The 18054-nt window shown below is 67.3% G+C and carries 19 protein-coding genes; 9 read left to right on the top strand and 10 right to left on the bottom strand.

Annotation, left to right across the window (positions count from 1 at the left end; all coding sequences use genetic code 11):
- The first annotated feature begins 19 nt into the window (after positions 1-19).
- From ASD82_RS06570 to ptsP, 7 genes are all read left to right on the top strand, one after another.
- Entirely contained in the window at positions 20-1477 is a 1458-nt protein-coding gene (locus tag ASD82_RS06570; RefSeq protein WP_056717045.1) for an RNA polymerase factor sigma-54, read from the top strand.
- 144 nt (positions 1478-1621) lie between these two features.
- Complete coding sequence (gene raiA / locus ASD82_RS06565) at positions 1622-1945, top strand: ribosome-associated translation inhibitor RaiA (protein ID WP_056717044.1); 324 nt, start codon at positions 1622-1624, stop codon at positions 1943-1945.
- 145 nt (positions 1946-2090) lie between these two features.
- Positions 2091-3041, top strand: a complete 951-nt coding sequence (gene hprK / locus ASD82_RS06560) for an HPr(Ser) kinase/phosphatase (RefSeq protein WP_056717042.1) — start codon at positions 2091-2093, stop codon at positions 3039-3041.
- A gap of 4 nt (positions 3042-3045) precedes the next feature.
- Complete coding sequence (gene rapZ, locus ASD82_RS06555; protein ID WP_056717040.1) at positions 3046-3945, top strand: RNase adapter RapZ; 900 nt, start codon at positions 3046-3048, stop codon at positions 3943-3945.
- A gap of 38 nt (positions 3946-3983) precedes the next feature.
- The gene (locus ASD82_RS06550; RefSeq protein ID WP_007805705.1) at positions 3984-4376 is read left to right on the top strand and encodes a PTS fructose transporter subunit IIA; all 393 of its coding nucleotides are present in this window, start codon (positions 3984-3986) and stop codon (positions 4374-4376) included.
- A 299-nt stretch (positions 4377-4675) separates the two neighbouring features.
- Entirely contained in the window at positions 4676-4945 is a 270-nt protein-coding gene (locus ASD82_RS06545) for an HPr family phosphocarrier protein (protein WP_056717038.1), read from the top strand.
- A gap of 145 nt (positions 4946-5090) precedes the next feature.
- Positions 5091-6860: a phosphoenolpyruvate--protein phosphotransferase gene (gene ptsP, locus ASD82_RS06540; protein WP_056717035.1), complete on the top strand. Its 1770-nt coding sequence runs from the start codon at positions 5091-5093 to the stop codon at positions 6858-6860.
- Positions 6861-6911: 51 nt separating this feature from the next.
- Here the strand turns inward: ptsP and ASD82_RS06535 are convergent, their stop codons facing one another.
- The gene (locus tag ASD82_RS06535; protein WP_056717033.1) at positions 6912-7793 is read right to left on the bottom strand and encodes a LysR family transcriptional regulator; all 882 of its coding nucleotides are present in this window, start codon (positions 7791-7793) and stop codon (positions 6912-6914) included.
- An 87-nt stretch (positions 7794-7880) separates the two neighbouring features.
- Here ASD82_RS06535 and ASD82_RS06530 point away from each other — a divergent pair, with 87 nt between their 5' ends.
- Both ASD82_RS06530 and ASD82_RS06525 read left to right on the top strand, forming a co-directional pair.
- On the top strand, positions 7881-8918 hold the full coding sequence (locus ASD82_RS06530; RefSeq protein ID WP_056717031.1) for a putative sulfate exporter family transporter: 1038 nt from the start codon (positions 7881-7883) through the stop codon (positions 8916-8918).
- Positions 8919-9009: 91 nt separating this feature from the next.
- Entirely contained in the window at positions 9010-9309 is a 300-nt protein-coding gene (locus tag ASD82_RS06525; protein ID WP_157599206.1) for a hypothetical protein, read from the top strand.
- A 96-nt stretch (positions 9310-9405) separates the two neighbouring features.
- On the opposite strand, the gene tsaB is transcribed toward ASD82_RS06525, so the two are convergent.
- From tsaB to ASD82_RS06480, 9 genes are all read right to left on the bottom strand, one after another.
- Positions 9406-10098 carry a tRNA (adenosine(37)-N6)-threonylcarbamoyltransferase complex dimerization subunit type 1 TsaB gene (gene tsaB, locus ASD82_RS06520; protein WP_056717027.1) on the bottom strand — a complete coding sequence of 231 codons (693 nt, stop codon included), beginning with the start codon at positions 10096-10098 and terminating at the stop codon, positions 9406-9408.
- Positions 10095-11441, bottom strand: a complete 1347-nt coding sequence (gene creD / locus ASD82_RS06515) for a cell envelope integrity protein CreD (RefSeq protein WP_056717026.1) — start codon at positions 11439-11441, stop codon at positions 10095-10097. The genes tsaB and creD overlap by 4 nt, the downstream gene beginning before the upstream one ends.
- Positions 11442-11579: 138 nt before the next feature.
- On the bottom strand, positions 11580-11822 hold the full coding sequence (locus tag ASD82_RS06510; RefSeq protein ID WP_056717024.1) for a hypothetical protein: 243 nt from the start codon (positions 11820-11822) through the stop codon (positions 11580-11582).
- 197 nt (positions 11823-12019) lie between these two features.
- Positions 12020-12832: an alpha/beta hydrolase gene (locus tag ASD82_RS06505; RefSeq protein WP_056717022.1), complete on the bottom strand. Its 813-nt coding sequence runs from the start codon at positions 12830-12832 to the stop codon at positions 12020-12022.
- A gap of 53 nt (positions 12833-12885) precedes the next feature.
- On the bottom strand, positions 12886-13311 hold the full coding sequence (locus ASD82_RS06500) for an organic hydroperoxide resistance protein (RefSeq protein WP_056717020.1): 426 nt from the start codon (positions 13309-13311) through the stop codon (positions 12886-12888).
- Between the two features lie 295 nt (positions 13312-13606).
- Positions 13607-15235, bottom strand: coding sequence for an ABC-F family ATP-binding cassette domain-containing protein (locus ASD82_RS06495; protein ID WP_056717018.1), 1629 nt, complete (start codon positions 15233-15235; stop codon positions 13607-13609).
- Between the two features lie 163 nt (positions 15236-15398).
- A complete protein-coding gene (locus tag ASD82_RS06490) occupies positions 15399-16232 on the bottom strand; it encodes an oxidoreductase (RefSeq protein ID WP_056717016.1) in 834 nt (277 codons plus the stop codon).
- Between the two features lie 35 nt (positions 16233-16267).
- Positions 16268-16774 (bottom strand): cytochrome P460 family protein, encoded by a 507-nt coding sequence (locus ASD82_RS06485; RefSeq protein WP_056717015.1) that lies wholly within the window; start codon positions 16772-16774, stop codon positions 16268-16270.
- A 165-nt stretch (positions 16775-16939) separates the two neighbouring features.
- Positions 16940-17995 carry an alpha/beta hydrolase gene (locus ASD82_RS06480; RefSeq protein WP_056717013.1) on the bottom strand — a complete coding sequence of 352 codons (1056 nt, stop codon included), beginning with the start codon at positions 17993-17995 and terminating at the stop codon, positions 16940-16942.
- Positions 17996-18054: the final 59 nt, after the last annotated feature.

Here is an 18054-nt window from a genome sequence, read left to right as displayed (position 1 = left end):
CCCTTCCGATCCGGCTGGCATGAAACCCGCACTGCAGTTTCGCCTCCACCAGCAGCTGACGCTGACGCCGCAATTGCAGCAGGCCATACGCCTGCTGCAGCTGTCGCAACTGGAGCTGGAGACCGAGCTGCGGCAAATCGCCGAAAGCAATCCGCTGCTGGAATTCGCCGAGGAGATCGAAGACGAGGAAGCCCCCGAGGTCAGCGAGGCCGAATTCGACTACCCCAGCGTCGAGGCGGTGGCCACGGCCGGCAGCAACGACGAGGGCGAAAGCAGCGAGTGGGCTGACGGCGGCGGCACGGCGGAAGCGCCCATCGACTTCTCCAGCAGCAGCTCGGGCAGCAGCTCCGGCTCGCGTGGCGACGACGACTTCGAGCCGCAGAGCGTCGCGCCGGAAACGCTGCAGCAACACCTGCTGTGGCAGCTCAACCTCGCCTCGTTCAGTCCGCGCCAGCACCTGATCGCCACGGTGCTGATCGATGCGCTGAACCCCGCCGGCTACCTGGCCGAGGGCCTCGATGCGGTCATCGCCGCCCTGCCCGCCGGTTTCGATGCCAGCATGATCGAGATCGAGACCGTGCGCCGCCAGTTGCAGGGATTCGATCCCACCGGCGTGGCCAGCCTCGACCTGCGCGACTGCCTGCGCGTGCAGCTGGAACAGTTCGATGCCGCCACGCCGCAGCGCGAACTGGCGTTGCACATCGTGGACAGCGAACTGGACCTGCTGGCCCGCAACGACATCGCCCGGCTGGCCCGGCGCCTGCGCGCCAGCGAGGACGACGTGGCCGAGGCGGCTGTATTGATCCGCAGCCTGGACCCGCGCCCCGGCGCGGCGCTGGACACCACGCCGGTGGAATACGTGGCGCCGGACGTCTACGCCCTGCGCGACGGCCCCCGCTGGCGGGTCAGCCTGAATGCCGACGCACAGCCGCGGCTGGGCCTCAACCAGCACTACTGCGGGCTGATCGCCAAGGCGCGCGGCGAGGATGCCAGCTGGATGCGCGGCCAGCTGCAGGAAGCGCGCTGGCTGATCAAGAGCCTGGAATCGCGCGCCGAGACGCTGCTGAAAGTGGCCGACGCGATCGTGCGTCGGCAAAGCGCCTTCCTCGACTACGGCCCCGAGGCGATGCACCCGCTGGTGCTGCGCGAGGTGGCCGAGGAGGTCGGCATGCACGAATCGACCATCTCGCGGGTCACCACGCGCAAGTACCTGCATACGCCACGCGGCACCTTCGAGCTGAAATACTTCTTTTCCAGTGGCGTATCCACCGAGGACGGCGGCAGCGCCTCGGCCACCGCCATCCAGGCCATGCTGCGCAAACTCATCGACGCCGAAGACGTGCGCAAGCCGTTGTCCGACCTCGCCATCACTGAGGAGCTCAAGCGCAAGGGCATCCAGGTTGCCCGTCGCACCGTCGCCAAGTACCGGGAAGGCCTGCGCATTCCCACCTCCAGCGAGCGCCAGCGCGCGGGCTGAACGCCTCGTCGCGGCGGGAACTTGGTTAACGAAAATTCGCTCCCATACCTGTTACAGAATGACTGACGATGTGTCGGCGCCTGCGGCCCGACGCGTCCACCCCGCCGCGACAACGCGGCACTGCACCACCAGAGGAGGCGACCCATGCAATTCCAACTCAGCGGCCAGCAGATTGAAGTCACCCCGGCCTTGCGCGAACACGCCACGGCCAAGCTCGACCGCCTCACTCGCCTCGACGACAAGCTGATGAGCCTCGCGATCGTGCTTTCGGTCGACAAGCTGCAGCAGCGCGCCGATGGCACGCTCAACGCGGTCGGCGCCACCCTGCATGCCGAGGCCACCGAGGCCGACATGTATGCCTCGATCGACGTGCTGTTCGACAAGCTGGTCGCCCAGTTGCGCAAGCACCGCGAGAAAGTGGCCGACAAGCATCAACGCGAAGCGCGCGAGGAGCGCCAGTACGGCTGATCCCGTCGCTTGAACGCCACCCGGAACGGCCCGCCACGTGCGGGCCGTTTCCTTTTCTGAACACGTACCACCGTCCAAGCTGGCACAATGGCCGCGTCGCCGCGAAGCCCCGCCGGGCAACGACACGCGGCGCAGAGGACTGAGCTTGGACCGGATCAGCGCGCGACAACTCTACGATGGTGTCCACGAACGCATGGCCCTGCGCTGGGTGTCGGGCATGCGTGGCGAATCGCGCGTGCTGGAGCCGGGCGTGGCGCAGTCGCGGCGGCCTTCGCTGATCGGCTACCTCAACGTCATCTACCCGAACAAGGTGCAGATCATCGGCTCGGAGGAGCTGAACTTCCTCGACGGGCTGGACTCGCGCCAGCGCTGGGAGGTGATGCACAAGATCGCCGCCTACCAGCCGGTGGCCCTGATCGTGACCAAGGACCAGCCGATCCCCGCCGACCTGCGCGAGGTCGCCGAGGAAACCGGCACGCCGCTGTGGACCAGTTCCAAGCGCGGCCACGAACTGCTGACCTACCTGCAATACCACCTGGCGCGCATGCTGGCGGCGAAGATCACCCTGCATGGCGTGTTCATGGAGGTCTTCTCGATCGGCGTACTGATCACCGGCGAAGCCGGCTCGGGCAAGAGCGAGCTGGCGCTGGAACTGATCAGCCGCGGCCACCGGCTGGTCGCCGATGACGCCACCGAATTCACCCTGATCGCGCCGGACGTGATCGACGGCACCTGCCCCGACCTGCTGCAGGACCTGCTGGAAGTGCGCGGCCTGGGCGTGCTCAACGTGCGCGAGATGTTCGGCCACATGTCGGTAAAGACGTCCAAATACCTGCGCCTGGTGATCCACCTGAAGCCGCTGCGCGACGGCGAGGACATCGATGCGCTGACCCGTCTGACCGGCGACATCGGCCACCGCGAGGTGTTCGACGTGCAGGTGCCGATGATCACCCTGCCGGTCGCCTCCGGCCGCAACCTCGCCGTGCTGGTCGAGGCCGCCGTGCGCAGCCATGCGCTGAAGAGCAAGGGCATCGATCCGGCGCAGACCTTCATTGACCGCCAGGCGCATCAGTTGCGCCGGCTGCCGCCATGGTGAACGCATGAACGGAAACACTCCCCTGCTCGACCTGCAGGTCGACCCCAGCGAGATCCACCTGATCGTGCTCACCGGCATGTCCGGCGGCGGCAAGACGGTGGCGCTGCGCGCGATGGAGGACCTGGAGTTCTACTGCGTCGACAACCTGCCATCGGCCCTGCTGCCGCAGCTGGTCAACGCGGTGATCCAGGGCAACAGCAAGCACCGGCGCATCGCGGTGGGCGTGGACGTGCGCAATCGCGGTACCGACTTCGCCCACATGCCGACCGTGCTGTCCGAGCTGGCCGCCGCCGGCGTGCAGGTGCACCTGGTATTCCTGGACTGCCGCGACGAGGTGCTGATCAAGCGCTACTCGGAAACCCGTCGCCGTCATCCGCTGGCCACCCGCGGCGTGTCGCTGGCCGATGCCATCGTCGAGGAGCGCCGGCTGCTGCGCCCGCTGATGGCGATCGCCGAGAAGGTGATCGACTCCAGCGAACTCAACGTGCACCAGTTGCGTCGCCTGGTGGCCACCGGCTACGCCCAGGCCACCGAGGGCCTGACCCTGATGTTCCAGTCGTTCGCCTTCAAGCGCGGCCTGCCGCTGGACGCCGATTTCGTGTTCGACGCGCGCTGCCTGCCCAATCCGCACTGGCAGGCGCACCTGCGTCCGCTGTCGGGCAAGGACGCACCGGTACGCGAGTTCCTCGAAGCCGAACCCCTGGTCGGCGAATACTTCGCCGACACCGCGCGCTGGCTGGATGCCTGGCTGCCCCGCTTCGAACAGGACGACCGCAGCTACGTGACCATCTCGATCGGCTGCACCGGCGGCCGGCATCGTTCGGTCTACCTGGTCGAAAAGCTGGCCGCCTACTATCGTGACCGCCGCGAGGGCGTGCTCGCCTTCCATCGCGAGCTGGAGTGAACCGGCATGACTTCGCCAACCCGCAGGAAACAGCAGCCATGAGCGTGGGCGTGCTGCTGATGACCCACGAAGCGGTCGGTCACGCGATCATCTCGGCGGCGCACCACGTGATGCCGAAGCTGCCCTTGCGGGTGGACGCGGTGGAGGTGCCGCCCAATGCCGATCCCGACGTGATGCGCACGCTCACCGCGCATCACGCCCGCGAACTCGACCACGGCGACGGCGTGCTGATCCTTGCCGACCTGTACGGCGCCACGCCGTGCAACATCGGGCTGTCGCTGGGTGCGCTGGGCGTGCGCCTGCGCTGTGTCTCCGGGCTCAACCTGCCGATGCTGCTGCGCGTACTCAACTATGCGGAAAAACCGCTGGACGAACTGGCCGAGATCGCGGCCAGCGGTGGCCGCGGGGGAATTTTCATCGACCATGCCTGACCTCAAGGATGCCCTGATCCATTCCACGCAGGCGTCACCGGCTCTGTCTGCCCGCAGGTTCGCGGTGCGTCGACGAAGCCAGGCCGGCCGCCTGTCAAGGAGGCGCGCCGCGGAGATGCGGGCAGACAGAGCCGGCCCCCACCGGCTGACAAATAATGACGGGGTGATGTCCAGAAGGCCCGCAGCCGGCAGCGCGCGGCTTGCCAAGGCGGCCGGCCTTGGCTGCGCCACGCGCCACCATCTGCGAACCTTCTGGACATCATGCCGCCTGTGCGGAATGGATCAGGGCATCCTTTCTCATGCTTGAACAAGAAGTCGTCATCTCCAACAAACTCGGGCTGCACGCCCGCGCCTCGGCCAAGCTGGTGCAGCTGGTGCAGGGCTTCAAGTCCACCGTGTGGCTGATCAGCAAGGGCCGCGAGGTCAACGCCCAGAGCATCATGGGCGTGATGATGCTGGCCGCCGGCCTGGGCAGTCCGCTGACCATCCGCGCCGAAGGCCCCGACGAGGAACCTGCGCTCGCCGCCGTGGTCGAGCTGTTCGAGCGCAAGTTCGACGAGGGGGCATAGTGATGCAGGGAATCGGGAATCTGGAACCGGGAATCGGCAAAGCCGGCTGCACCAGGTTGACGGTGCATCGCCGGCCTTCGCGCGCCCTGCTCCTGACCATTCTCCATTCCCCATTGCCCATTCCCGACTCCGCAAGGAGCCAAGCGTGAGACACCTCCTTCCCGGCACCGTCGCCGCCCACGGCATGGCGCTTGGCCGTGCGCGGCTGGTGCAGCCCAGTCGTTACGCGGTCGACAACCGGCCGCTGGGCGAGGACGAAATCGAGGGCGAGCTGGAACACCTGCACCGCGCGCTCGACACGGCGCGGCAGGAGCTGCGCGAACTGCGCAACCGGCTGCACGGCGCGCTGGCCCGCGAGGTCAACGAATTCATCGACGCGCACAGCCTGCTGCTGGACGACGCCGAACTGCTGCGCGGGCTGGACGACCTGGTCCGGATCGGCCACTACCGCGCCGGTGCCGCGCTGAAGAAGCAGCGCGATCGCCTGTCCGCCGTGTTCGAGGCGATGGACGACCCCTACCTGCGCAGCCGCAAGGAAGACGTCGAGCAGGTGATCAACCGGGTGATCTCCGCGCTGCAGCGACAGACCAGTCCGGAAGAACGCAAGCTGGCCGCCCGCGTGGGCGAAATCCTGGTGGCCGATTCGATCGCGCCGGGCGACATGGCGCAACTGGCCGGCAACGGCCTGCTCGGCGTGGTCGCCAGTTCCGGCAGCGCCTATTCGCACAGCGCGATCCTGGCGCGCAGCCTGGGCCTGCCGATGCTGGTGGGCACCCGTGACGCGCTGTCCAACATCCACGACGACGACCTGATCCTGCTCGACGCCGAAGGCGGCGAGGCGATCGTCCATCCGACCGCGCAGGACCTGTCGCGCTACCGTGCCTGGCAGCGCGAGGCGGCCATCGAGGGGCGCCGCCTGGCCAAGCTGGCCAACGCGCCCACCCGCACCCGCGACGGCGTCGAGATCGCCCTGCTGGCCAACGCCGAAACGCCATCGGACGTGGCCATGGCCCGCGCCCGCGGCGCCGACGGCGTGGGTCTGTACCGCACCGAATTCCTGTTCCTCAAGCACAAGGGGCTGCCTTCGGAAGACGAGCAGTTCATCGCCTATCGCGACCTGGTGATGGGCATGGGCGGCCTGCCCGTCACCATCCGCACGCTGGACCTGGGCGCCGACAAGGCCGACGCCGCCGGGCTCAGCCTGCGCGGCGAGGACAACCCCGCGCTGGGCGTGCGCGGCGTGCGCCTGTCGCTGCGCTATCCCGCGGTGTTCACCACCCAGATCCGGGCGATCCTGCGCGCCGCCTGCTACGGCCCGGTGCGCGTGCTGGTGCCGATGGTGACCCAGCCCGACGAACTGATCGCGGTGCGCACGCTGTTCAAGCTGGCGCGCCAGGACCTGAAGCGCGAGAACATCGACCTGCCCGAGAAACTGCCGCTGGGCGCGATGATCGAGGTGCCGGCGGCGGCGATCAACGTGCGCGCGCTGCTGGAGCACGCCGACTTCCTCGCCATCGGCACCAACGACCTGGCCCAGTACGTGCTAGCCGCCGACCGCGGCAACGACGCGCTGGAGAACATCTACAACCCGTTGCAGCCGGCGCTGCTGCGACTGATCTCGCACGTGCTCAGCGCCGGCCGCCGGGCGAAGAAGCCGGTCAGCCTGTGCGGTGAAATCGCCGGCGACGTGAATTTCACCGCGCTGCTGCTGTTGCTCGGCCTCAACGAATTCAGCATGCACCCGGCGCAGATCCTGCAGGTGCGCGACCGCCTCGCCACGCTCGATCACGCCGACCTGCGCCGCAACCTGGCCCGCCTGCTGCGCGCCCACACCCATGAGCAGGCCGAGGCGATGCTGCGCGAGATCGTGAGCCGTTCACAGGAGCAGGCGCTGCCCGCCAGCGCTTCCACGTAAATCATCGCGGGTTTCCGGCGCGGCAAGGCGGCGCGGGCTTCAGGCGGCGATCTAGAAACCGATGCTGTCGAGAAACGCCTCCAGCAACGCACCCCGGTATTTCTGCCGGTGCAGCAGCAGCGAGAGTTTGCGTTGCAGATCCAGGAACGGCGTCTTCAGCGCCTTCAGCCGTCCGGTTGCCAGGGCATCGGTGACCGCCACCGAAGGCAGGCAGGCGATGCCCAGGCCGGCGACCACGGCCTGCTTGATCGCCTCGATCTGGTCCAGCTCCAGCACCGTCTCGCCTGGCGGCAGCTGTGACAGCACCCGCTCGCTGGTGGCGCGCGTGGCCGAACCCGGCTCGCGTAACACCCAGCGGGCACCGGCGAAATCGGCGGGTTTCAAACCCCGCTTGCGCGCCAGCGGATGCTCCGGCGGCGCGCATACCACCAGCGAGTCGTCGCGCCACGGTCGCACTTCCAGCAGCGGATGGGCCACTGGGCCCTCGACGCAGCTGATGTCCAGGCTATGCTCCAGCATGCCTGCGGTGATCGTCTCGGTGTTGGCCACGCGCAGCCGGATCGCCACCTGCGAATGCGCCCGCACGAAGCCACCCAGCAATTCGCCGACCAGGTAATTGCCCACCGTGTTGCTGGCGCCGATGCGCAGCTCGCCGCCCAGTTCGGCACCGTCCTCGCGGCCGCGGCGACCGAACTCGGCGTGTCGCTCCAGCAGCTCCTGCGCCAGCGGCAACAGCTCGCGGCCACGGGCGTTGAGGTGCAAGCGGCCGCGCTCGCGGTCGAACACCGGCCCGTCCAGCTGTCGCTCCATCTCGGCCAGCGCCATGCTGGCCGCCGGCTGGGTCAGGTGCAGTCGCTCGGCCGCGGCACGCACGCTGCCGAGCAGTGCGATCTGCACGAACACGTCCATCTGTCGCGGGCTGATGTTGATCATCAGCCGAGTTTATACGACCAATCACATATTCCAAGTTCTGGTTATGGACTGCACGACGGACAATGGCCGCCATTCCAGGAGTCCAGCATGTCCGCCCCCGCTTCCGTCGCCACGCCCAACCCCTTGCTGCAACGCGCGCCTGGCTTGTTGCTGGCGGTGGCGATCGCGCTGCTGGCCTGGTTGCTGGGCCGCTGGGCGCCGCTGATCGGCGGGCCGGTGATCGGCATCGTGCTGGGCATCGTGGTCGGCAACACGCTGCCGCTGGGCGCGCGTTACGCGCCGGGCATCGCGTTCGCCGGCAAGAAGGTGCTGCAGTGGTCGATCATCACGCTGGGCTTCGGGCTCAGCCTGGACCAGGTGGCGAAGACCGGACTGGAGTCGCTCTCAGTCACCCTGATCACGATGACGATGGCCTTTCTGTCGGCTTGGGCGCTGGGCCGCTGGCTGGGCGTGCACGACAAGCTGATGGTGCTGATCGGCGTGGGCACCGCGATCTGCGGCGGCTCGGCGATCGCCGCGGTGACGCCGATCATCCGTCCCGACGACCACGACACCGCCTTCGCGATCTCGACCATCTTCCTGTTCAACGTGGTCGCCGTGCTGCTGTTCCCGCTGCTCGGCCACCTGATGCACCTGTCCGACCTCGGTTTCGGCCTGTGGGCCGGCACCGCGATCAACGACACCTCGTCGGTGGTCGCCGCCGGCTACAGCTACAGCCACGCCGCCGGTGACTACGCCACCATCGTCAAGCTGACCCGTGCCACCCTGATCATCCCGATCTGCCTGGTGCTGGCCTTCGTGGTCGCAGCCCGCGAAAAGAGCAAGCACGCCGAAGCAGGCAGCGCCGGCCACTTCAGTCTGGCCAGCATCTTCCCGTGGTTCATCCTGTGGTTTCTTGTCGCCTCCGCCTTGCGCACCGCCGGCCTGATCCCTCTGGCCATCCAGCCATCCATCCACTTGCTCGCCGAATTCCTGATCATCGTGGCGCTCACCGCGATCGGCCTGTCCGCCAACCTGCGCAAGATGATCTCCAGCGGCCCCCGCCCGATCCTGCTCGGCCTGGGCGTGTGGATCGCGGTGGCAGTGAGCAGCCTGCTGGTGCAACTGGTGATCGGGCGGCTCTGAGCCACTGCTCGAGGCGTGACCCTGCGCCAACCACCTGCCATGCTTTGCCGACCACGCCCGCGTCCAGCGGCACATAGGGAAATGTCGAATGATGAAACAGGTGATTTTTGCCGCCCTGGCGCTCGGTCTTCTCACCTCCTGCAGTTCCAGAAAGCTTTCTGCCGATGAATGTGGGACCTTGATCGACAAGGAAATCGACTTCGCCGTCTCGGTCATGCCGCCTGATGCCGAAGATTGGTTCCGCAAATCACACGCGGATGACCGTGCCGATCTCGTGGCCAAGTGCGTTGCGCGCAAAACCCATCGCAAGTATTACAACTGCATGAGCAAGGCCAACGATCCGTCGACCCTGCGAAAATGCGTCATGGACGAAGGCCGGCGCAACAAGTAGAACTTCAAAATGGGCATCATGGGGAGCATCGCGATGCTCCGCTGGCAGGATGGCAACGGGATATTCCACGCTGCCTCCCTGCATGACCCTCGACGCTTACGCCTTGCCCTGCTCCACCAACGTCAACGCCACCTTGTCGCGCAGATACACCGGCAAGGCCAGCTCCGGCGCTTGCGCGTGGCCAGCCATGAACTCGCGCATGGCCAGTTCGGCGACGTGCGCAGCTTGCGGGTAGCAATGGCCATCGGCCGAATGCAGGGTGCCAGTGAGGCGCTGGCTCAGCACGGTGGCGTAGGTGACCCAGCCGCTGCCGACCACCTGCCAGGCATCCGCTTCAGGCAACACCAAGGTGTCGGCGGTGCAGATGCGTTCGTCGTCCAGCGCGACCAGGCCACCGTTGTCGTCGCGGCGGTAGCAGGCAGCGTAGATTTCGCCCATGCGCGCGTCGATCACCGCGAGGATGGCGGTGCCTTCCTCCTCCGGCGCCTCCAGCGCCAGCGCGGCGAGCGAGGAGACGGTGATCACTGGCAGGTCCAGCGCCAGCGCCATGCCCTGCGCCAGCGACACGCCCAGGCGCACGCCGGTGAACGCGCCGGGGCCGCGGCCCACGGCGATCGCGTCGAGCGCGTGGCGGCCGATGCCGGCTTCGGCCAGCAGTTCGTCGGCCATCGGCAACACCAGTTCGGTGTGCCGGCGTGGCGCGATTTCGCTGCGGGCGATCAGTTCGTCGCCGTGGATCAGGGCGACGGAGCAGGCTTCGGTGGCGGTTTCGATCGCGAGCAGATTCATGATTGTTCCATGATAGCCGCTGGCGGCTCGGTCGAGGTCGGTACGTACGCATACCAGTCGATGCGGCGGGTCAGGTACATCATCAGCGCGACCATCGCCAGCAGCACCAGGGCGCCGATCAGCAGCGCGTACTGCTCGGCCGCGATCAGCCCGTACAGCATCGCGTAGATCAGCCCAAGCACGCCGCCCAGCAGCAGGCCGGCGCGACGTGCATGCAGCACCGCCATCGCATAGCCACCGACCGGCACGACTACCGCGGCCGCCGCCAGTGCATAGGCCAGACCGAAACCGATCTGCTCGGACAACGCCAGCAGCACCACGTAGAACGTGGCCAGCGCCGCGCCGACCAGCAGGTATTGCACCGGGTGCACGCGCAGCCGCTTGAGCACCTCGAACAGGAAGAACGCCACGAAGGTCATCGCGATGAACAGCAGGCCGTACTTCCCCGCGCGCACGTTGCGCTGGTACACGTCGACCGGCTGGTACAGCTGCACGCCGAAGGTCGACGCCTGCAGCGCGGCCGCCATGGCGTCGCCGTCCGTCCAGTGCTGGCCGTAGCTGCGATTGAGATCCAGCAGGTGCCAGTGGGCGCTGAAGCCGTTGGCATCGATCGCGTGTTCCAGCGGCAACGCGGCGCCGATGAAGCTGGGGTCGCTCCACGGCGCGCGCATGGTCACGTCGGTGCTGCGCGCCAGCGGCAGCATCTGCAGCGCCTCGGTGCCAGCCAGCTTCAGGCTGATCTGCACGTCGATCGGCCGGTCGCCCAGCACGTCGAGGTCGATCGGCACCACCACGTTCGGCCATCCACCCAAGCGATCGGCCGACGATTCGAAACGGGCCGGCTGACCGTTGACCCGCAGGTCGGAAATTTCCTGCAGCCCGCGCAGGTCACCGATCGGCAGCCGCAGCTCGGCCTTGCCGCCCTGCCACGGCGCGTCGCTGGCATGGCGATACTGGGCGATGTCCTGCGCCCGGAATTGCGCGCCGAGCTTCACCGTGGCGACGAAGACCGGGGCGGTGTAGATGCCATAACTGCGCGTGGTCACAGCCATCGCCACGTCCAGCTTCAGCGCGTCGGCCAGCATGCTTTCGCTGCCCGCCTGCCAGCGCGGCGCCGCCTGACCTTCCACCGCCACCTGACGCAACGTGGGCACCACCAGCACCGGCCCGCCCAGCACCTGCTTGCCGCCCCAGCCTTGCGCGATCTGGCTGATCGCATCGGTGCGCAATTGCTGCCGCTCGCCCACCAGCCCGCGTACCTGCATCAGCGGTATCGTCATCAACAAGGCCAGCACCCCGACGCCAAGCACCTTGGCGGTCACCGTCTGTGTCCATTGCATCATGTCGCCTCCCCGAATGGAGCCTGCATGAAAACAGGCACAACGGGCTGCACCGCGCCCCAAACGGCCCGTTCGAGGGCGGGCATGTGGCCGGGGCAAGGCAAGCAGGAACCGGGTGACGCCACTTCGCAACGACGGTCTTCAATCGCGGGCGCCGCTGCGGATGGCTTCGAGAAAGCGCATCACCTCATCGGTGCGCCCAAGAGCCACCAGGTTCGCGGCCGTGAGGCCATCCAACTCCGCGATGCGGATGTGCAGATACCAGTCGGCTGCCTCGTCGGGGTTGCGCTCGATGCGCGACGCGGCCCGGCACACCGCCAGCATGTCACTGGCCGGAGGCAGCACAGCGGCGCTGTCCCGCCTCGATTCGCTCGACAAACCCATGGCACTCTCCCGAAGTGATCCAGCCGCACGGCGTGCGTCCATCACGGCAGGGTCCGGTGGCGGCACCCATCACACGATGGTGTCGATCGATACCATCGGAGAGGGCGCGGCTCAGCGGTGTCCTGTTCACGTGGTCGGCCTGTAAAGATCGACAGGCAAGCGCTGGCAGAACGCCAACGCCTGCCCGCTTGGCCCGGTTACCTTGCCTGCGCGGCCTGTTCGATCAGCGCCGCGACCTCGGCGGGGTGCGACACCATCACCACATGCGAGGCGCCCTTGATCACCACGGTCTTGCGCGAGTGGGCGCGTTTCGCCATGAAGGCCTGGGCTGCCGGCGGAATGTTGAGGTCCGCGCTGCCGTAGATGAACCATGACGGGATGCTCTTCCACGCCGCCGACGTGCTCGCCTCGTGCAAGGCGGCGTCGGTGACGGGACGCTGCCCGACGGCCATCAGCGAAGCCTGCGCGGCGGGAACGTCCGCGGCGAACTGGGCATGGAACTTGTCCTGTTCGATGTACAGATCCTTGCCGCCGTCGGCCAGCTCCACCGGCGGTGCCAGCGCCGAACCCAGCGAACTTCCCGGGAAGCGGCCGGACAGCTCAGCCGCGTTCTCTCCGACTTCGGGCGCGAACGCCGCCACGTAGACCAGCGCCTTGACGTTGTCCTGACCCGTGGCCGCTACGCTGATCACCGGGCCGCCATAGGAATGGCCGACCAGCACCACCGGCCCGTGAATCGACTTGACCAGGCTGGTGACCGCCACCGCGTCGCCGTTGACGCTGCGCAACTCGTTGGCCGCCGCGATCACCGTATAGCCCTTGTCGTGCAGGCGCTTGATCACGCCATTCCAGCTGGACGAATCGGCGAAGGCGCCATGCACCAGCACCACCGTGGGCTTGGGCGCCGGCGTGTTCCGTGCCGAGGCGGCCAGCGGCATGGCCAGCGCGAGGACACCCAGCACGAGCCATCCGGCGAGCGGGTTGATGAGACGTTGGGACAGGAATTTCATGAGCTTGCCTCCGAGGGCGGGATGGGGAAGGTCAGCCAGGCTGACGCGAGAGTTCAGGCCAGTTCGATCGTCACCACGATGTTGCCGCGCGTGGCATGTGAGTACGGGCAAGCCTGGTGCGCGCCGTCGACCAGCCGCTGCGCCTGCTCGCGATCCAGTCCCGGCAGCGAAACCGACAGGGTCACGGCGAGTCCATAGGCCGTGTCGTTTTCCGTGCGCCCCAGCGACACGCTGGCGTCCACTGCGGTATCCGCCGGCAGCCTGATCTTCTGCGCCGCGCCGACGATCTGCATCGCACCCATGAAGCAGGCGGAATAACCGACGCCGAACAGCTGTTCCGGATTGGTGCCCGGCTTGCCCGAGCCGGGCGGACTGAGCGTGACATCGAGAGCGCCGTCGCTGGATGTGCCCGCGCCGTCACGACCGCCGGTGGTGTGGGTATGCGCGGTGTACAGGATTTTCTCGAGTGGCCTGGTCATGCTGAATCCTCTTGCGGAATGGAAGAAACCGAATCCACCGGTGACCGCCAGCCCCGTTTCGCGATGAAGAGGTGGCTGCCTTGTGGCAGACATGTTTGCGATATCGCGCAGCACCGGCCAGCCGGGTTCAGGGCAACAGACTGTCGACACGAAAGACTGTTGACGGGCGCCTCCCGGAAGCAGCAGGCCACTCAGCGCGATGCCGATGACGCGTGGCGCATGACATCAAAGCCAGTGCCCCGGCTCCATTGCACGAAGGTATCGACCGATACCAAAGCATCACTGCGCCGCGCGGTCAGCGCCGGATGTCTTCCGCCAGCTGCCCGTCGGAAAGTTCAAGCCAGCGCTCCACGGCGATCTCCGCCAGAAAGGCCGGATCGTGGCTGACCACGACCAGCGCGCCTTCGTACGCGCGCAGCGCCTGCGCCAGCAGATCGGCGGATGCGAGGTCGAGGTTGTTGGTGGGCTCGTCCAGCAGCAGTAGTTGCGGTGCCGGCGTGGCATGCAGCACGCAGGCCAGCATTGCACGCAGGCGCTCGCCGCCGGACAGCGCGGCGGCCGGCAGGTGCATGCGCGCGCCCTGGAACTGCAGCCGGGCGAGCAGGTTCGCGCGCTCCCGCGCCGGCATGTCGGGTGCGGCAAGCGCAAGGTTCTCGATCACCGTGCGAGCAGGATCGAGCCCGTCCAGTCGTTGCGACAGGTAGGCCACGCGGCCCGCGCCGCGTCGCACGCTGCCCGCGTCCGGCGTCAGTTCGCCGGCGATCACCCGCAGCAGGCTGGACTTCCCCGCACCATTGCGGCCGCCCAGTGCGATGCGTTGTGGCCCCTGGATGTCCAGCGCCAGTCCCTGCGGGCCGAACAGCTCGCGGCCGCCCTGCCGCACTCGCAAACCTTCAGCGGCAAACAGCACGCGATCGGCTGGCACCCGCGTGGTCGGCAATGAAAGATCGAGCTGCGCGCTATCGCGCAGCGCCTGCGAAGCATCGAGCAGACGCGCACGCGCCTGCTCCACCCGCGCCGCGTGCGTCGCGTCTGTCTTCGCTGCCGAAACCTGCGCCGCGCTCTTGCGGTTGCCCGCGACGATCCGCGGCAGCCCGGCATCGGCCACGCCGCGCGCGGCGTTGCCCGCCCGTCGCGCGGCGCGTTCGCGTGACTGCTGCATCGCGCGCTGCTCGCGCTTCGCCTCGCTGCGCAGGTTGCGCGCCTGCTGCTCGGCCGCGTTCTGCGCGGTTTCCAGCGCGTCGCGATAGAACGAAAAGCCGCCGCCGTAGACACGCAGGCCGGTCGGCGTCAGCTCGGCGACCTGGTCCATCCGCTCCAGCAACTCCCGGTCGTGGCTGGCCACCAGCAGGCAGCCCTTCCAGTCCTGCAGCACCGAATGGAGCCGCTGGCGCGCCGTCCGATCCAGGTTGTTGCTCGGCTCATCCAGCAAAAGGACGCCAGGACGCCGCAGCAGTTGCGCGGCAAGCCCGAGCGACATGGTCTCGCCGCCACTGAACGTCGCGAGCCGGCGTTCCAGCACCACCTCGCCGAGGCCCAGACGGGCCAGCGTCGCCATGCTGCGCTCGCGCAGGTCCCAGTCGTTGCCCACCGTGTCGAAGTGCGCAGGATCGGCATCACCCGCGGCGATCGCTTCCAGCGCACGCAGCTTCGCCGCAATGCCCAGCACCTCGGCCACCGTGGCCTCGCCATCCAGCACCAGGTCCTGCGGCAGGTAGCCGACGATGCCGGACACCTCGATCCGGCCCGCTTGCGGTTGGAGTTCGCCCGCCAGCAGTTTCAGCAAGCTGCTCTTGCCCGCACCGTTGGGTGCGACCAGACCGGTGCGCACGGCACCCAGGACGAAGGAAAGATCCTGCAGCACCGGCGTGCCGTCGGGCCAGGAAAAAACGAGGTTGGAAACGCGAATGCGTGGATCCGCCATGCGGAATCTCCCATAGTGCGCAACCGCCTTGGCGGATGCAGCTGAAGCCGGACGGCAGCCCTTGGGCATGTCGTCAGATGCTATGGATGGACCGTATGGCTCACATGTGGATCGCGATCTCCTGCAGGAACACGCATTCTACAGACAGGCCAGCTGCAGCAAACTAGGCCACCGGAAAATCCGTGGAGGCACTCAATTCGCGCCATCGCTCCAGTTCGTCGAGCTTCGCCCGGTCAGCCTGCTCGATGATCTTCAGCGCGTCGCTGCCCAGCGGCAGACGAAACGGCGGTTGTTCCAGCGATGCCAGCTTGAGGATGGCCTGCGCCGCGCGTACGGGATCACCCGGCTGCTTGCCGTCATAAGCGCGCTGCGCCCGCGCGGTCGCGCCGACCACCGCATCGTATTCCGGACGTCCCGAGTTCAAACGGGTCGACGCGCCGGCAAAGTCGGTGCGAAAGCCACCGGGTTCGACCACGCTGACGTGCACGCCGATCAAGGCCATCTCGCGCGCCAGCGATTCGGAGAAACCTTCGATTGCCCACTTGGCAGCGGAATAAGGCGCGCGCCCAGGGGCACCGATGCGTCCGCCCACCGACGAGAACTGGATGATGTGGCCGCTGCGCTGCGCACGCATCAGCGGAATCACCGCCTTGGTCATGATGATGGTGCCGAACAGGTTGGTGTCGATCTCGCGCCGGAAGTCCTCCAGCGTGGTGTCCTCCACCGAATCGACATTGCCGTAGCCCGCCACGTTGGCCAGCACGTCGAGTCCGCCGAAATCCTCCAGCGCCATCGCCACGGCACGGGCGGCCGCCACCGGATCGGTCACGTCCAGCGCGACAAGCCGCACGGCGTCACCGTGACGCCGTTTCAGATCGTCGAGCGTTGACGGATCGCGGGCGGTGGCGACCAGCTGATGCCCGGCCTCCAGCACGGCCTCGGCCAGTGCGCGGCCGATGCCGCGCGAGCTGCCGGTGATGAGCCATCGTTGTGACATGGGTTCTCTCCTGATGGTTTCTGCTGATCAACAACTCACTTCGCGTAGCGGGTGAACACCAGATCGTGGTTCTTCACCCGCGAATGGTGACAGGCGTAACAGGTGCGGTGCTGCGTCTCGTCGGCCGGCTTGCCGTTGATGAAGCGGCCAAAGCCCCAGCCGCCAGTGGCCGCGTACCTCTTCGAATCCTTCACCATGAACTGCACCGTGGTGGCCGCACCGGGGACGGAAGCCGGCTCGAACTCGCTCGACGGCACACGCTTCCACGCCAGCTTGGCCAGCACCGCGCCATCCGGAAATGGCAGCGTACCTTCGCGATAGGCCTGGATCGCGATGGCATTGCCCAATACCGCGCGCAGCTCGTTCAGCGGCGCCGCTTCCTGCGCCGGGGCGATCAACTGCCATTGCCGGTAGCCGTCGGGGATGGTGACGCCGTAGATCGGCGAGGCGGGCTTTTCGGCGGTGGCGTGAGTGGCGAACGCCACCGCCAACGTGCAAGAGGTGGCGGCCGCCGCGAAAATCACGAGCTGCAGCAGTTTCATCGAAGTACTCCCTTCACAGACTCGACTTTTTCAATGCCGTCATTCCCGCGAAAGCGGGAATCGCTCCACCACGGCGGAGCGGGTCATCCAGGTCGCTTCCCTGCGAGATCAGGATGGATTCCCGCTTCGCGGAAATGACGGCCGGAGGGGAAGGCTCGGGCGGCGTCAGAGATGATCAGCGTCGACCACTGCCTTCGTGAACGCCTGCGGTGCTTCCTGTGGCAGGTTGTGGCCGATGCCGCCGCTGATCAGGCGGTATTCGTACTTGCCGCTGAAGCGCTTGCGGTAGGCCTCCGCTGGCGGATGCGGTGCGCCATTGGCGTCGCCTTCCATGGTGATGGTCGGCACGCTGATCGCCGGGAATGTGGCCAGCTTCTTTTCCAGCGTCGCGTACTTCGCCTCGCCCCTGGCCAGATCCAGCCGCCAGCGGTAATTGTGGATCACGATGGCGACGTGGTCGGGGTTGTCCATCGCCACGGCGCTGCGTTCGAAGGTGGCGTCGTCGAACTTCCATTGCGGCGAGGCCAGCTGCCAGATCAGCCTGGCGAAGTCGTGGCGGTTCTTTGCATAACCGATGCGGCCGCGCTCGGTGGCGAAGTAATACTGGTACCACCACTGCAGCTCGGCCTTGGGCGGCAGCGGCTGCTTGCCGGATTCCTGGCTGCCGATCAGGTAGCCGCTCACCGACACCAGCGACGTCACCCGCTGCGGCCATAAGGCTGCGACGATGTCGGCCGAACGAGCACCCCAGTCGAAGCCGGCCAGTTCGGCGCGCTCGATTTTCAGCGCATCCATGAAGTCGATGACATCCTGCGCCAGCGCGGCGGGCTCGGCATTGCGCATGGTCTTCGCCGACAGGAAGCGCGTGCCGCCATAGCCGCGCGCATAGGGCACCAGCACGCGGTAGCCCTTCGCCGCCAGCGCCGGAGCTACCTCGGCGAAGCTGTCGATGTCGTACGGCCAGCCGTGCAGCAGGATCACCACCGGCCCATCGGCCGGGCCGGCCTCGGCATAGGCCACGTCGAGCACACCGGCCTTGACGTGCTTCAACGGTCCCAGCGTCGCGTGCGCCGTGGCAACCGGCGCGGGCACGGGCTGGATCGGCTGCGCATCGGCCGAACCGGCCAGGCCCAGCTGCGTGATCGCCAGCGCCAGCAGCGAGGTACTGAGGAAGCGGCGACGGATGGACCGGCTCGGTCCGTTCAACATGTTCAAGTTCATGACAGTCTCCGCGCAGGCGCGTGCCTGCGGTTCGGGTTCAAGTGGGGAAACAGGCAACG

This window comes from Rhodanobacter sp. Root179, from assembly GCF_001428465.1.
In the GTDB taxonomy this organism is placed as follows: Bacteria; Pseudomonadota; Gammaproteobacteria; order Xanthomonadales; family Rhodanobacteraceae; genus Rhodanobacter.
This window is presented reverse-complemented; position numbering and strand designations above follow the sequence as displayed.